14 protein-coding genes are annotated in these 15977 nt (G+C 39.4%); 3 read left to right on the forward strand and 11 right to left on the reverse strand.

Annotation, left to right across the window (positions count from 1 at the left end; translation table 11 throughout):
• Nucleotides 1-55: 55 nt before the first annotated feature.
• Nucleotides 56-2572, reverse strand: a complete 2517-nt coding sequence (gene metL / locus B0169_RS15095; RefSeq protein WP_077287297.1) for a bifunctional aspartate kinase/homoserine dehydrogenase II — start codon at nt 2570-2572, stop codon at nt 56-58.
• 82 nt (nt 2573-2654) lie between these two features.
• Nucleotides 2655-3812, reverse strand: a complete 1158-nt coding sequence (gene metB, locus B0169_RS15100; protein ID WP_077287299.1) for a cystathionine gamma-synthase — start codon at nt 3810-3812, stop codon at nt 2655-2657.
• Nucleotides 3813-4047: 235 nt separating this feature from the next.
• On the opposite strand from metB, the gene metJ reads away from it, so the two are divergent.
• Nucleotides 4048-4380 carry a met regulon transcriptional regulator MetJ gene (gene metJ, locus B0169_RS15105; protein ID WP_077287301.1) on the forward strand — a complete coding sequence of 111 codons (333 nt, stop codon included), beginning with the start codon at nt 4048-4050 and terminating at the stop codon, nt 4378-4380.
• 144 nt (nt 4381-4524) lie between these two features.
• Here metJ and B0169_RS15110 read toward each other — a convergent pair whose 3' ends face one another.
• Complete coding sequence (locus B0169_RS15110; RefSeq protein ID WP_077287303.1) at nt 4525-4794, reverse strand: hypothetical protein; 270 nt, start codon at nt 4792-4794, stop codon at nt 4525-4527.
• Between the two features lie 200 nt (nt 4795-4994).
• A complete protein-coding gene (locus B0169_RS15115; protein WP_077287305.1) occupies nt 4995-5408 on the reverse strand; it encodes a VOC family protein in 414 nt (137 codons plus the stop codon).
• A 221-nt stretch (nt 5409-5629) separates the two neighbouring features.
• Here B0169_RS15115 and B0169_RS15120 point away from each other — a divergent pair, with 221 nt between their 5' ends.
• Nucleotides 5630-5875 carry a hypothetical protein gene (locus B0169_RS15120; protein ID WP_077287307.1) on the forward strand — a complete coding sequence of 82 codons (246 nt, stop codon included), beginning with the start codon at nt 5630-5632 and terminating at the stop codon, nt 5873-5875.
• A gap of 25 nt (nt 5876-5900) precedes the next feature.
• Here B0169_RS15120 and ccoG read toward each other — a convergent pair whose 3' ends face one another.
• Both ccoG and B0169_RS15130 read right to left on the reverse strand, forming a co-directional pair.
• Nucleotides 5901-7280 carry a cytochrome c oxidase accessory protein CcoG gene (gene ccoG, locus B0169_RS15125; RefSeq protein ID WP_077287309.1) on the reverse strand — a complete coding sequence of 460 codons (1380 nt, stop codon included), beginning with the start codon at nt 7278-7280 and terminating at the stop codon, nt 5901-5903.
• Between the two features lie 182 nt (nt 7281-7462).
• Nucleotides 7463-8887 (reverse strand): sigma-54 interaction domain-containing protein, encoded by a 1425-nt coding sequence (locus B0169_RS15130; RefSeq protein ID WP_077287521.1) that lies wholly within the window; start codon nt 8885-8887, stop codon nt 7463-7465.
• Between the two features lie 278 nt (nt 8888-9165).
• On the opposite strand from B0169_RS15130, the gene B0169_RS15135 reads away from it, so the two are divergent.
• Nucleotides 9166-10062 (forward strand): prenyltransferase, encoded by an 897-nt coding sequence (locus tag B0169_RS15135; protein WP_077287311.1) that lies wholly within the window; start codon nt 9166-9168, stop codon nt 10060-10062.
• Between the two features lie 157 nt (nt 10063-10219).
• On the opposite strand, the gene B0169_RS15140 is transcribed toward B0169_RS15135, so the two are convergent.
• The 5 genes from B0169_RS15140 to hflK all read right to left on the reverse strand — a co-directional run bounded on the left by B0169_RS15140 (nt 10220) and on the right by hflK (nt 15932).
• On the reverse strand, nt 10220-11461 hold the full coding sequence (locus tag B0169_RS15140) for a malic enzyme-like NAD(P)-binding protein (protein ID WP_077287313.1): 1242 nt from the start codon (nt 11459-11461) through the stop codon (nt 10220-10222).
• A gap of 547 nt (nt 11462-12008) precedes the next feature.
• On the reverse strand, nt 12009-13307 hold the full coding sequence (locus B0169_RS15145) for an adenylosuccinate synthase (protein WP_077287315.1): 1299 nt from the start codon (nt 13305-13307) through the stop codon (nt 12009-12011).
• A 147-nt stretch (nt 13308-13454) separates the two neighbouring features.
• Nucleotides 13455-13640, reverse strand: coding sequence for a DUF2065 domain-containing protein (locus B0169_RS15150; protein ID WP_077287318.1), 186 nt, complete (start codon nt 13638-13640; stop codon nt 13455-13457).
• A 258-nt stretch (nt 13641-13898) separates the two neighbouring features.
• Nucleotides 13899-14783 carry a protease modulator HflC gene (gene hflC / locus B0169_RS15155; protein WP_077287320.1) on the reverse strand — a complete coding sequence of 295 codons (885 nt, stop codon included), beginning with the start codon at nt 14781-14783 and terminating at the stop codon, nt 13899-13901.
• 3 nt (nt 14784-14786) lie between these two features.
• Nucleotides 14787-15932, reverse strand: coding sequence for an FtsH protease activity modulator HflK (gene hflK / locus B0169_RS15160; protein WP_077287322.1), 1146 nt, complete (start codon nt 15930-15932; stop codon nt 14787-14789).
• Between the last annotated feature and the right edge of the window lie 45 nt (nt 15933-15977).

Below are 15977 nucleotides of genomic sequence, written 5' to 3' on the forward strand. Positions count from 1 at the left end.
GCGTTACTGTAGTCGCGCCAAAGCTTAATTTCTCTGCCTAATTTAGCTTGATAAACTAATTTATACCTTTAAGTTTTACCTGCTGCTTACGATGATTCAGTTGCTGACAAATAGTCACCAAATCAGCATGAATACCACCAGCAGTAACATCACGCCCGGCTCCTGGGCCACGAATAATTAATGGGTTTTCTTGATACCACTCACTCTTGATCTGAAAAACATTATCGCACGGTGTTAACTGAGTAAAAGCATCATCATTGGCGAGTTCTTCCAAACTCACTTTTGCACTAATCTTGCCATTTTCATTAGCAAAGCGTGCAACATAGCGTATGCCACATTGCTGTGCTTTTGCTCGGTTTAAGCGCTGCAGAAATAACTCATCAAGCTCATTGGTGCGTTGAAAAAACTCAGCGAGTGGAATATCGCGCAGCACTTCCGGCACTAAACTTTGGCAACCTATATCAGCTAACGATAATTCAAAGCCTGCCATTCTCGCCAAAATAAGTAACTTTCGTTGTACATCTCTGCCGGATAAATCTTCACGAGGATCAGGCTCTGTTAAACCTTGGGTTAATGCATCTGATAACAGGGATGAAAATGGTGTCTCACCATCATAATATTGAAATAACCAAGACAATGTGCCAGAAAATATACCTGATATTTCGGTAATAACATCACCGCTGTTGATCAACTCAGCAATCGTCGCGTTAATCGGTAACCCGGCACCAACCGTGGTATTTCCAAGCCATAAGCTATTATGCTGTTTGGCCGTACTTAACAATTGTTGATAATTTTCTGTTGGTGATGACGCGGCCCATTTATTTGCGCCAATAACGTGAATTCCTTGGCTAAAAAACTGCTGATACAATTCACTGAAATCTTCACTGGGTGTGATATCAACCACGATTAATTCATCATAAGGATGATTATTTAACCATTCGACTAGCTCAGCACTTTCATAAGCTTTTGCTTGTTGTTGATAACGGGTAATTGCATGGTTCACATCAATACCGTCGGTATTGATCAGCGCTTTAGTCGCTCCAACTAATGCTACTAAATGAACATTTTCTAAGACCGATAACCGCGCTAGTTGTTTAGGCAGCATTGCTAAAAATCGTTGACCGATATTGCCAATGCCAGCAACCACTAGTCCAATATTGCGGGCATCTTTGGTCATGTCTGCATGGATATTGTTAAGCCATTCGCTGGTACAAGGCTCAGGTAATACCGCAATATAACTATGCTTATTTTCTGCCTGAACAAAGTGCAACGTGCGCTGATGTCGTAATGCTCTTTTGAATCTAGCCCGCATATCGCCTTGCTTTGCCACCTGATAACCAACAACGGCAATAATAGCAACGGGCGTAAACGATACTTGATTACCTTGACTCGCCAACCATTGGCTAAGGGCTTTTTGCTGCGCCTGCGTTATCACTAAATAGCCTTCGGTTAAGTTATAACAAACCGGCGAAAACTCTTCAGCCGCCTTTTGACCTGACAGCCCTTGCAAGCTGACTGAGTGCGCGAGAATCAAATCATTTAAATGGGTAACGGACAATTCTTGTTTCGCTATTTGACCAAACTTGCCTATTTCAGTACCGCTAACCTCTGGGGCAAAACTACTCGCAACATGCAGGTGACTATTATGATGTGTTAATGGCTGTAAAGTTTTTTCATGCAATACCGGATTACCCAAACGGCCAAGTTCGTTAGCCACTGCATTCGGTAAACGGTGTAGTTTTCTGGCTTGTGGTACAACTCGAGGATCAGCACTATAAATACCGTCAACATCCGTCCAAAGTGTAACATTGCGAGCCCCCACCAATGCTGACATGATAGTCGCTGAATAATCACTACCATTACGTCCCAAGGTACAAGTATTTTGTTGCAGATCACGCGCAATATAACCGGTAACTACCACTAACTTCCCTGGCTGTTGATAAGCTAAAAATTGCTTTTTGCTTTGGTTATAATCAATAGCGCAACTTTTTTCATCTGCCAATAACAAAAAGTCTCTAGCGTCTACCGTGTAACTTGGGCAAACTCGTTCACTTAATACTGCCGCTAATAAACGCGCTGACCACACTTCACCAAAAGCTAGTAAGTCATTTTGAAAAGCTCTGGGACAAGTTACTAATTGCTCTGCTATCAAAGCGATATCAGCTGATAACATTGCGGTGAGCTTGACTGCACTACCAACATTGAGCAATGAACTGATTAAGCTAGCTTGCAAGCTTTGCAATTCTGCTAAGGCGGCATCTAATGATTGGCGAAATGATTTTACTAGCTCGTTATCATGGCCTTGTATTGGGTTTTCCTGCTGCTCATTAACTGATTCAACAAACTCAACCGCCAACTGATATAGATTAAAAAGCGCATCCGTTGTGTCACCATTAGCTGAAACAACAACAATGTCGTTTAGCTGGCAATGCTGACTGATAATTTCAATAACTCTTTCAATACAAGCGGTTGTAGCTAAACTACTGCCACCAAATTTATGCACGTTACTGGCAGTTTTTGCTAACTGATTTTTTGACGGCGTAAGCTTGACCGCTACATTTGACTCTATCATTTCATTACCAAAGGACAATGAGCTTTTCAGCTCTATTAACAACTTGTATGTTCATTTAAAATGCACAAACACATAACTTAAGCTACTGCTGACTGGCATCTAATGCTTGACTAAGGTCAGCCAAAATATCTGCAATATCTTCAATACCAACAGAAAGTCGCACTAACGATGCTGAAATACCGGCAACGAGTTGTGCTTCAACGGCCATACCGGCGTGCGTCATGGTTGATGGGTGACTGATTAAACTCTCGACACCACCTAAAGATTGCGCCAAGGTGAATAATTGCAAGTGTGCAAACAGAGTTTTAACCGCTGCAACTCCGCCTTTGATTTCGAAACTCATCATGGCACCAAAATCATTTTGTTGCTGCTTCGCCAATTCATGCTGAGGGTGATCGGCTAAACCTGGAAAATATACCTGATCAACGGCATCATGCTGAACAAGAAATTGCGCTACAGCATTGGCATTTATTTGATGCTGTTTCATCCGTATTGGTAAAGTTTTTAAGCCTCTTAACGCTAAGTAACTGTCGAAAGCTGAGCCAGTAATACCAATACAATTTGCCCACCAAGCAAGCTCTTCTCCCAGTGCTTGCTCTTTAGTTACCACAACTCCGCCAACTACATCACTATGACCATTGATGTATTTCGTTGTCGAATGAAAAACAATGTCAGCCTCTAGCAGCAAAGGTTGCTGTAATACCGGTGACAAAAAGGTGTTATCAACTGCGACTAATGCTCCAGCTTGATGAGCTTGTGCTGTGATACTGGCTATATCAACTACGCGTAACAAGGGGTTACTTGGCGTTTCAATTAGCACCAGTTTAGGCTTAGTCGATAGCGCCTGAGCTAAAGCGGTTTGATCATTTTGATCAACAACCACTAAGTTGAATTGTCCACGTTTAGCTAAATGGGTAAATAAGCGAAAACTACCACCGTAACAATCATGTGGAATGACCACCGTATCTTCAACCGATAGCAATTGGCAAATAAGGTGTACGGCTGACATTCCGGTACTGGTAACAATACCAACAGCACCTTGCTCTAAATCAGCAATAGCTTGAGCAAACGTTGCACGTGTTGGATTGCCTGTTCGTGAATAATCAAACTGGCGCTTTTCATTAAACCCTTTCAGGGCATAGGTACTTGAGAGGTGAATAGCAGGGATCACACCGCCGTGCTGTTGGTCACTATTAAGACCTGCCCTAACGGCGATGGTGGCAATTTTTTTCTCGCTCATGTCTGCTCCAGGATAGACGCTTTTCTATTTAGATGTTTGGACGTCTACAAATCTAAACGGTTTGTGGCGCGCGGTCAAGAACTTTAGACATCTAAACTTCTACACATTCGTTATTGACTACCGCCCCACAACCAGTAAAATCAGCAGCTAAGAATAAACTTATCACCAACAAATCTAACTAAAAGATTTTGCGCCTGTAGGTTTATCGCAATTAATTAAGCATAGAGGAATATTCATGGCAGAGTGGAATGGCGAATATATTAACCCATACGCCGAACACGGGAAGAAAAGTGAACAAGTAAAAAAGATCACCGTGTCTATCCCTTTACGTGTGTTAAAAGTATTAACTGATGAAAGAACACGTCGTCAGGTAAATAATCTACGTCATGCAACTAACAGTGAACTATTATGTGAAGCATTTTTACATGCTTTTACTGGCCAACCTTTGCCAGATGATGGTGACTTAGCAAAAGACAACACACAAAAACTACCCGCAAGTGTGCGCAGAGCGTTAGAAGCACAAGGTATTACTGACTTTAGTGAATACGAAGCAGAAATTGAAGATTAAAATAAAGCCTAGCGCTTTATAAATAAAACAAGGCGCTTAAAGCGCCTTTTTTATTGCCTTGCAAAATGATGCTTAGCACGTCGTATGAAATTTCAAGCTGCTTTAATGCGCTAAAATAAAGTATCAAGTAAAGTGTTTTGAGTTTTATTGTGCTGACGTACTTAAATCAGTAATCATGATATAACCTTCAGCTTGGTAATCATTGACACATTTTTGAAAACGATTCTCAATTTTAATTTCATCAAAAAAGCCCCAAGCATAAGCGTCACATTTTACTTTAATTTTTTTATCGTTCTGTAACACTGCGACTTTTTTTAATTCAGCAAAACCAAATTTATAAGCAATTTCAGAAAATTGCGTGTAAACAATAAAACCAAATGCCAACAAAACTATAAACGAAATTACATTTCTCATTATAAATCCTTATTATTTATTAAACATCAAGTTATAAGCAATTAACAAACCAAAATAAAATCCTTTAATTTCAGTTAACTATAAAAACAATATTAATTGAGGAATGTTAATTTAGCTATATTTTAGTAATTTAAACCAACAACTTAAACTTATTTGTGTCAGCTAAGTTACCAAAGAATAAAACCGTAACAAATTAAGCACTACCAGCTGGCATTATGTAACTGCAGTAAATCCCATTGCGTGCCATATAAGTCTTTAAATACTACCACTGTGCCGTATTCTTCTTCGCGCGGCTCTTCGGTAAATTCAACACCTTGCGCTTTCATTTCTTGGTAGTCACGCCAAAAGTCATTGGTTTGTAAAAATAGAAATACTCGCCCACCCGCTTGATTTCCCACTGATTGACTTTGCTGCGCATTGCTCGCCTTAGCTAATAATATATTTGTGCCATTACCGTTTGGTGGTGATATTTGTACCCAACGTTTTCCGCCACCTAATTCAGTATCTTCAATAAGCTGAAAGTTCAATTTTTTGGTATAAAAAGCAATGGCATCATCGTAGTCTTCAACCACGAGGGCGATATTTGATATTCTTTGTTTTATGGTTGTCGTCATGCGTTGTTACTCATAATTGATAGTAGCGGCTATGTTTAGTACTTATACCCAAGTCACTTGAAAATGCAGTTTCAGAGTTAAGCTAGGAAATCAGCGCAAGGCACAGCACGCAGATAATGGTTATTCCCTTATCAAGTGCTGCAACGCTGCACTGATTTTCTAGCTTAGCTCCCGCAGGGCAAGGCGATAAAGGGTCATCTCCGGCGTTATTGATTTCGACAATGGAACAACCATTCCTTTCAATCAATGCCTTGGTGCTAACCCTTTTTCGACTTGCTGAATCCTGCATTTTCAAGTGGTTTGGGTATAACTATCATAATTTAGCTATTTTACAGACCGCTGTTGAAAATTTAGTCAGTAGAGAAGCGGGTATTTTAGCGTATATGAAAGTAAATAAATTAAAAAAAGACGTTTATATAACGTCTTTTTTACTTGTAACTCATCAATGGCTATACGCTGAACAATAATGGCGCAAGGCCGCAGTGCAGTAAGTTAATTCGAGAAAAACTTGGTTACGGTTATCGCTTTTACTTCTGGCATATCATGTACACTGACCTGCAATGATACTTCACTGACACGCTCAGTGATCTCTTCAGGTGTCATCGTTAAATGTACCGGCACACTGACGATTTCACCGCCTTTAATTAGTATTTCATTTGCCACACTTAAGGTAACATTGCTATTCAATACATTGATGTCAAACTGTCGATCAAGTTTCGACTTATTGGTAATTTTTAATAAGTAGCTATTGGTCACATTGTCTTGAAAGTCGAGTTGAAATAATGCCCCACGATCACGTAAAACTGAAAATTCAATTGGCACCCGCACCTGAATGGTATAAACCATAAATAGCATGGCTAATATCGATAAAATACCATAACCGATAATTTTTGGTCTGAGCAGCTTGGCTTTTTTACCTAACAACGCATTTTCACTGGTATAGCTAATAAGACCTTTCGCATAATTAAACTGGCTCATGGTTTGATCACAGGCATCAGCACAAGCACCACAGTTAATGCATTCATACTGCAAGCCATTACGAATATCGATGCCAACCGGACAAACTTCAACACAAAGATTACAGTCAACACAATCGCCTAAACCCAGCGCCTTAGGATCGTCTTTACGTTTACGACGACCACGATTTTCACCACGTAATTTATCATACGCCACCAGTAACGTATTTTTATCAAACATAGCTGATTGAAAACGTGAATATGGGCACATATAAATGCACATTTTTTCTCTTAGCCAACCCGCATTACCATAAGTACAAACAGCAAAGAACATTACCCAGAATGTGGTTAAGCCATCCCATTGCCATTGAAATAAGTCAACATACAATGTTCTAGCCGGTAAAAAGTAGCTAATAAAAGTGCTGGCAGTAAGAAATGCCATTGCCCCCCAAATAAGGTGCTTAGCCGATTTTCTTGCGAAGGTATCGAACGTAGTTGGCTGTTTATCTCGCTTGATACGCTGGTTACGGCTACCTTCTAGCCACTCTTCAACCCAGATAAAACTGAAAGTCCAAACTGTTTGCGGGCAAGTATAACCACACCAAATTCGCCCTAACCAAGTAGTGACAAAAAAGAGTAAGTAACAACTAACAATCAGCAGCCCAGCTAAAAGGGTAAAATCTTGTGGGAAAAATGTTTGTGAAAAAACATGGAATTGCTGTTTAGCGATGTCTAACAACACCGCCTGATGACCTTGAAAATTAATCCAAGGTATTAACACAAATAACAAAACAAAGGCTAAACCTGTGAATTGTCGAACTCGTTGATAACGACCTTTTTGTTTACGAACATAAACTGGGGATTCAGACTTGTATGGCTTAATGATCAAGTCTTCTGCTTTATAATCAAACTTCATGATTTACTACTAGTACTAACGTTAGGATAATTGCCAATAGCAAAATATGAACCAAGTTACACGAGTGTTTTAACCACATGTTTAATAAGTGTATTTTTATATTCAGTTAAAATACAAGACCTGAAAAATACACGACATATCGCAGAACCACGATATATCGTGTAACTTGATAAATAAATTAACTAGCTGGGTCGGCTAATGTGCAATTTTTTCATACGAGATCGTAATGTACTTTCAGGTAAAGCTAATTGTTTAGCTGCCCCCATATCACCACCAATACGCCATTTACATGCTTTCAATGTCGTTAAAATATGTCGAGCTTCAACTTGCGCTAAAGTTTCTGCTAACTTTGGCGCTACTGCTTTTTCGCTACTTTTAAAATTAAAATTTAAAATTGATGTTGAACTTAAAATCATTTCACGCTCGAGGATATTTTGTAACTCTCGAATGTTGCCAGGCCATTGATATTGCATAAGTTGTGTTAAGCTACGATTGCTTATCGCGCTAATGCTTTTTCCCAACTTTGTATTTAATGTCGCAATAATTGCCTGTGATAATAGTGGTATATCTTCTTGACGTTCACGTAGTGGCGGCACGGTCACAGGAAAAACATTTAAACGATAGAATAGGTCAATTCTAAATGTGCCATTGGCAATCATCGTCGATAGATCACGATTGGTAGCAGCGATAATACGTATATTTACCTTGATGGTTTCGCTACCACCGACCCTTTCGAACTCTTGCTCTTGTAGAACTCGTAGTAACTTCCCTTGCGCTTCCATTGATAGCTCACCAATTTCATCCAAAAACAGTGTGCCACCATTAGCCAGTTCAAAACGCCCTTTGCGGCGTTCAACAGCGCCAGTGAATGCACCTTTTTCATGACCAAAAAGCTCTGACTCCAACAAGCTAGGTGTAAAGGCTGCGCAATTAACTTTCACCATTGTAGAATTTTTACGTTGGCTAAGGGCATGTATATTACGGGCAACAAGCTCTTTACCTGTACCGTTCTCTCCTAAAATCAATACCGTACTATCGGTTTGTGCTACCAGTTCAACTTGTGACAGCATTTGTCTGACAATGGCACTTTTACCTACTAAGCCTGCAGACGACCACTCTTGGGCAAGTTCATTCTGTAAATAAGTATTTTCAGCTTTAAGTTGCTCGGTAAGAGACTGCACGTTTTCTAACGCACTACGCAATGCTAATTCAATTTGTTGCTGCTGGCTTACATCACGAAATACCGCGACAGCACCGATCAAGTGATTATTTTTATAAACCGCCTGTGTGGTATATTCAACCGGAAAACTACTCCCATCTTTTCGCCAAAACACTTCGCCACTGACTTGACGAGAAATACCATCAATTGCCGTATTAAAGATTTTGCAATCACAAGCAGGATAAGGTTCACCATTACTATAACTATGATGATGAAATTGATGAATATTTTTGCCAAGCAACTCAGTAGAAGACCAGCCTGTCATCGCTTCAGCTGCGGGGTTAATAAAAATTGCTCGCCCTTGAGCATCTAAGCCATATATCCCTTCACCAACCGCGTTGAGTAATAATTCTGAGTCAGCAAGGTAGGCTTTTATTTCTGAATTCATTTCATTCGTCATCAATAATTTCACTTGTCACAATTAGGCCACGATATTTCGAGGTTATTATGCTGGATATTGGCTCAATATAAAAGCCATTACTTAATGGATTAATTTTCAGCTATTTGTTGATGTAATCGAGTATTTATTTAGCACAAATATCTAATACTCTTATATATCTCACGGTGACTTCAAATGTCAGGATTGAGCTGAAACTTGTATCTTGGTTGTGCATGAGTATAGTTCGTAAGCTGTACTTAAGGACTTTACATTAATGGCAGGACAGTATGAATAATAAGTTAGTCGCTTTAATTTTAGCAATGCGTTTACCGTTTCTGTTGCTCACCTGCTCAGTAATTTTACTCAGTATTGCTGCAGCATTAGCAACCGGTGTCGATATAAAGCTCATGGATGCTGTGCTAGTAATGAGTGGCGCCTTAGCAGCACATATTAGTGTTAATTTGCTTAATGAATATCAAGACTTTCAGAGTGGGCTAGATGCCTTAACGAGCAAAACCCCTTTTAGTGGTGGCAGTGGCGCTTTAATAGCCAGGCCTTCAGCTGCGAAATTGATCGCTAAAATGACGGTATTATTCTTAGGTATTACCATTAGCATTGGGCTTTATTTCACCTTAAGCGTGGGCTTTCCACTGCTCGCTATTGGCATTGTTGGTGTGGCTATTATTGTTTTATATACCCAATGGTTGAATAAGCAGGCTATTTTATGTTTAATCGCTTGTGGATTTGCCTTTGGGCCTTTGATGGTTTTAGGCGCTTATTTTGTCTTATCTGGTACCATTAACGCTACTATTTTATCAGTTTCGCTGGTGCCGTTTTTCCTCACTAATAACTTACTACTGATCAATCAGTTTCCCGATATAGCGCCTGACAAAAGCGTTGGACGAAATAATTTTCCAATTAAGTACGGTATTAATATCAGCCTTTATGTGTATTTTGTTTTTGTTTTACTTGCCATGATCACGACATGTTTTATTTTACTGAAGCTAAAGCTAGCCATGATTAGTTATGTAACGCTACTGCCAATGCTAATTGCCCTGGTTGTGGTTTTACGATTAAAGTTAAATAACACGGTAATGACTAACATAATTACCGCCATGGCAGTTTCTGTCATGAGCGCAGTACTCAGTCCTTTATTACTTGCTCTAGCAATATATTTAACCTGAACTCTGGATAAGCAGCACTCATTATCCAGAGTTCAGGTTATTTTAACTAAATTTGTGATTGTGCGTGCTTTGTTCTAGCTTAAACTGAAACCAAAAAGGGAAGCATAACGCTTCCCTTTTCAACAACTGAATACAGTTAAATTTTTCGATTAACAACTTAGCCGTTATAATTCTCAGGCATTTCCAAAGCAGCTACACCTGAGTCTACCGCCGCTTGTGCAACCGCAATAGCTACCGCTGAGCGTAAACGTGAATCCATTGGCTTAGGAATAATATAGTCTTTACCAAACTCTAAACTCTCACTATCGCTCGCCGCTAATACTTCAGCAGGAACCGGTTCTTTTGCCAAGGTACGAATAGCATGGACAGCTGCAATTTTCATTTCATCATTTATTGTACGTGCACGAACATCTAATGCACCACGGAAAATAAAAGGAAAACAAAGCACGTTATTTACTTGGTTTGGATAGTCTGAGCGACCGGTCGCGATAATTAGGTCATCACGGGTTGCCATAGCAAGCTCTGGCTTAATTTCAGGATCAGGGTTAGAACAGGCGAAAATAACAGGCTTAGCAGCCATTAACTTTACTTGCTCAGCTGAGAGTACGTTTGGTCCAGACACACCAACAAATACATCAGCACCATCAATAGCTTCATTAAGTGTGCGTTTATCTGTGTTGTTAGCAAACAAGCGTTTATATTCATTTAGATCGTCACGGCGAGTATGGATAACCCCTTTAGTGTCAAGCATGTAAATTTTTTCACGTTGCGCACCACACTTAATTAAAAGCTCCATACATGCAATTGCCGCGGCACCAGCGCCCATACAGACAATATTGGCATGACGTAACTCTTTGCCTTGAATCTCCAGCGCATTAATCATACCGGCTGCAGTTACAATTGCGGTACCATGTTGATCATCATGAAACACAGGTACTTTACAACGTTCAATAAGAGCTTTTTCAATAGCAAAGCATTCAGGTGCTTTAATATCTTCTAAGTTAATGCCGCCAAAACTATCAGCAATGTTGGCAACAGTATTAACGAAGTCTTCGACAGTTTTATGTTTAACTTCAATATCAAAAGAATTAATACCAGCAAAACGTTTAAACAATAATGCTTTACCTTCCATTACCGGTTTAGAGGCCATAGGCCCCAAATTACCTAAGCCTAAAATTGCCGTACCATTAGTAATAACTGCAACGGTATTACCTTTACCAGTATATTTATAAACATCATCAGGGTTTTCAGCAATAGCACGAACTGGCTCCGCAACACCTGGACTATAAGCGAGCGCGAGATCATAGCTGGTTTCAGCTGGAGTCGTTAATTCAACGCTAATTTTTCCTGGTGTCGGGTAAGCGTGATAATCAAGTGCTTGTTGACGAAGATCTGTCATGTCTATTCCTAATATGTGGGGCTAATGCGTGAGTTAATTCGATTGCAATGTTCGCACTGCAATAATTCATGATGCTTATATTCAATATCATCATTTTCTATGTTATTGCAATGTGCTTGCTAATTTCAAGCTGTTTTATATATATTATTTCGCTACAAGCTATAAATAATATAGCCTTAGCCGTTCCATATTTCACATTACTTAGCTGAATATTCAGCATAAAGCCTTAACTATTCATCGTAAAAAGGCCTTCCTGTTGCTTGAACAAGTTATAAGCGAGTTAAGTAGAAGCTATCAAACTAAAATGCTTGTTTTAGTTAACTTAATATCATTTCATGACAGATAGAAGAAGTTAGCGACTGTTTAGTTATTTCTCTTGCAGCCTAATCGTTAAAGTGGTCAACCTGACCAGGCTAAAAATGAAATATTCGCTAGTTTATGAAGGTATGTGTCAGGCCCTAATTATCTGGATAAGTGAACAATTTCAGGCATAAAAAAACCACCTAGCCGGTGGTTTTTAAAGTAACGTTAAACGAAATAAATTTTACTATTCGTCAAACGGATTAACTAAGATCATTGTTTCATTACGATCTGGACCAGTAGAAATAATATCAACAGGTACGCCAGTCACTTCTTCAATACGTTTAATGTATGCGATTGCATTTGCAGGTAAAGCATCAACAGAAGTAGCACCTACTGTTGTTTCGCTCCAACCAGGCATTGACTCATATACTGGAGTAATTTTCTCGTAACCTTCAGCTGCAGTTGGTGGCACAGTGATAACTTCACCTTCAGCCGTTTTATAACCAATACAGATTTTTAAGGTTTCTAAGCCGTCTAGTACATCAAGTTTAGTTAAACAAAAACCACTGATGCTATTCACTTGCACAGCGCGGTGCATTGCTACAGCATCAAACCAACCACAACGACGTTCGCGACCAGTAGTTGCACCAAATTCATGGCCAACTGTACCTAAATGATGACCAATTTCGTCATCAAGTTCAGTTGGGAATGGGCCTGAACCAACACGAGTTGTGTAAGCTTTAGTAATACCAAGCACGTAATCTAAGTAACGAGGACCAAAACCACTACCCGTGGCAACACCACCAACAGTAGTATTAGATGAAGTTACATATGGGTATGTGCCGTGGTCGATATCAAGTAATGTACCTTGAGCACCTTCAAACATGATAGGCTCGCCCGCTTTACGCGCTTGATCTAGCATTTCAGAGATATCAGCAACCATACCTTTAATTACTTCAGCAACTGCCATAGCATCAGCTAGCACTGCTTCATAACTAACTGGCTCAGCTTTGTAGTACTGAGTTAAAACAAAGTTATGGTATTCCATAATTTCTTTTAACTTAGTCGCAAAAGATTCTGCGCAAAATAAATCACCAACACGTAAACCACGACGAGCGGCTTTGTCTTCATAAGCTGGACCAATACCACGACCTGTAGTACCGATAGCTTTGCTACCACGTGCTTTTTCGCGAGCAGCATCTAAAGCGTTATGATAAGGAAGAATTAACGGACAAGCATCGCTAATTAAAAGACGTTCACGTACAGGGACGCCACGTTCTTCTAACATTGCCATTTCTGTCATCAGGGCTTTAGGACACAGAACTACACCATTGCCGATTAAACATTTTACGTTTTCACGCAAGATGCCTGATGGAATAAGATGTAAAACGGTTTTTTCACCGTTAATGACTAGTGTATGACCAGCGTTATGGCCACCTTGATAGCGCACTACATATTTGGCTTTATCAGTAAGTAAGTCGACGACTTTACCTTTACCTTCGTCACCCCATTGGGTGCCTAGAACTACGACGTTTTTACCCATGTTCACATATTGGTAAGAAAATTAGGCGGGGATTCTATCAAATATCAATATTGAGTCCAAGTAATAATTGTTGATTTTTAACGCGTTATAAAAAAAGCTATTGATAGCTTAGAGTTAGCAAGATAATTAATTTGCCTTAAAATAGCCTTAATTGACCGCCCAAAGTAATAAAGCACCGATGAGCAATAAAAAAACACCAACCTGGCGAATGGCCGTTATTGGTTCATTGGCTAATTTCAACACATAAGCCCGCCATTTATTTGGAAACAGTGCGGGGATTAATCCTTCAAGAATAAATGCAATTGCCAATGCTGTCAGTAATGTAGAAACCATATTTCACCTTATAATTACTCAATAAATTATTAGTTAACCTGAACTCTGGATAAGCAGAACTTGCTCAATCCTCCCTTTTAAGCCATTGATGGTGTCTATTAGTGATGTTCAGCTTGCTGTAACATTTGCTTTGTCACCTAAGCTGTTGATTCATTTGACTATCAAGCACTCATTATCCAGAGTTTAGGTTAGTTAGCCGTTAGATACAGAAAAGCCATGACAAGGTCATGGCTTTCGATAACTGGTTACGCTTAAGAGTTACTTCGTTTTTTTACCGTCTTTTAGGTAATTAAAGAAGTCGCTATCAGGTTTAACAACCATGATATCACTCTTAGAGCTAAAGCTTTTTTCATAAGCTTCAAGACTACGGAAGAAGTTATAAAATTCTGCGTCTTGGCTATATGAGTCAGCATAAACTTTTGCTGCTAAAGCATCACCTTCACCACGAATTTCTTGTGCGTTCTTCTGTGCTGTCGCTAGCATTACCGTCACTTTTGCATCAATGGTTGCACGAATGATTTCAGCTTGCTCTTGACCTTGTGAACGATGTTCTTTCGCTACCGCAGTACGTTCAGCACGCATACGTTCGTATATTGAATTACTAACTTCTGTAGGAAGGTTAATCGCTTTAATACGAACATCAATCACTTCAATACCTAAATCTTCACGGCTACTTTTAGCACTTTCAAGTGCTTTTGCCATGATGTCATCACGATCGCCAGAAACAATTTCCTTAATCGTACGAGTACCAATTTCGGTACGCAGACCATTGTTAACTTTTTGTTTCAACAACGCACGAGCGTTTTCAATTGAACCAGAAGTACGTAAGTAATACGTAGAAAAATCAACGATGCGCCATTTAACAAATGAATCAACCATTAAATCTTTCTTTTCAGACGTTACAAAGCGATCTGGTGCTTCATCTAAGGTTTGAATACGCGCATCAATTTTACGTACCGTGTTAATGAACGGAAACTTGAACTGTAAACCTGGTTCATAGACTTTCATGTCACCGGTATCACCGTCACGTTTAATTTTTGAAAATTGGAAAACAATGCCTCGTTGACCTTCAAAAACCACAAAAACAGAAGAAACTGTTAATACCAATATTAAGGCAATAATTGCCATTATAAAATTCTTCATGGCTTAACCTCTCCCATTATTGAAACGATCAGTACGACCGGATAACGTTGGCGATGTATTATTACCATTTGAACTTTGGTTTACAGTCGGCAATGACTGTTGAATAACGCGTTGGGTACCCGATTGTTGCTGCATAATTTTATCTAATGGTAAATACATCATGTTATTACCACCATCAACATCAACCATCACTTTACTGGTATTGCTGTACACGTTTTCCATCGATTTTAAGTACATACGTTGACGAGTAACTTCTGGTGCTGCTTGGTACTCAGGTAATAACTTATTAAAGCGAGCTACATCACCTTCAGCATCAAGTAAAATTTGTGATTTATACGCTAACGCTTCTTGTTCTAAACGCTTAACACGACCACGAGCACGAGGCTCAATGCCTCTAGCATAAGCTTCAGCTTCACGTAAAAAGCGTACTTCATCTTCTTGTGCTGCAATAGCGTCATCAAAGGCGTCTTTTACTTCCTCAGGAGGACGAGCATCTTTAAAGTTAACATCAACAATAATTAAACCTAAGTTGTAAGGTTCGATTATTTTTTCCAGTTCTTGCCAAACAGCTTGACGTACTTCTTCACGGCCACTGGTTAAAATGTCATCCATGTTTGCATGACCAATAACATAACGTAAGGCACTATCAAGTGATTCACTTAAACTTTCGTCAGCGTTAGTAACACTAAAAATGTAGTTTCTCGCATCAACAACACGGTATTGAATTTCCATCTCAACACGTACAACATTCTCATCTCGCGTTAGCATAAAGCCCGACGAAGGAAGGTTACGTGTGGTTTGCATATCAACAGGAATAATGCGATCAACAAAAGTCCACTTCCAGCTTAAGCCAGGCTCAACCATACCGGCATATTGACCAAAGCGTAAAACGATACCTTTTTCAGCTTCTTTAATAGTATAAAAACCATTAAAGGCGTACACGAAAATAGCCACAATAAGCAATAACATGATACCGATGCTAGAAAAACTTTTTCCAGACCCGTTTCCTGAGTTTTTGCCACCAAAAATACCGCCAAATTTATTGCCAATATCTTTTAATAAATCGTCTAAATCAGGTGGTCCTTGATTTTTGCCACCTTTATTTTTCCAGGGATCTTTATCATTATTCCCCGGTTCATTCCAAGCCATGGTACTCTCCGCTATAAAAAATTAATGCGCTAACTGCTATATAAA

Source organism: Cognaticolwellia aestuarii (assembly GCF_002000025.1).
Lineage (GTDB): Bacteria > Pseudomonadota > Gammaproteobacteria > Enterobacterales > Alteromonadaceae > Cognaticolwellia > Cognaticolwellia aestuarii.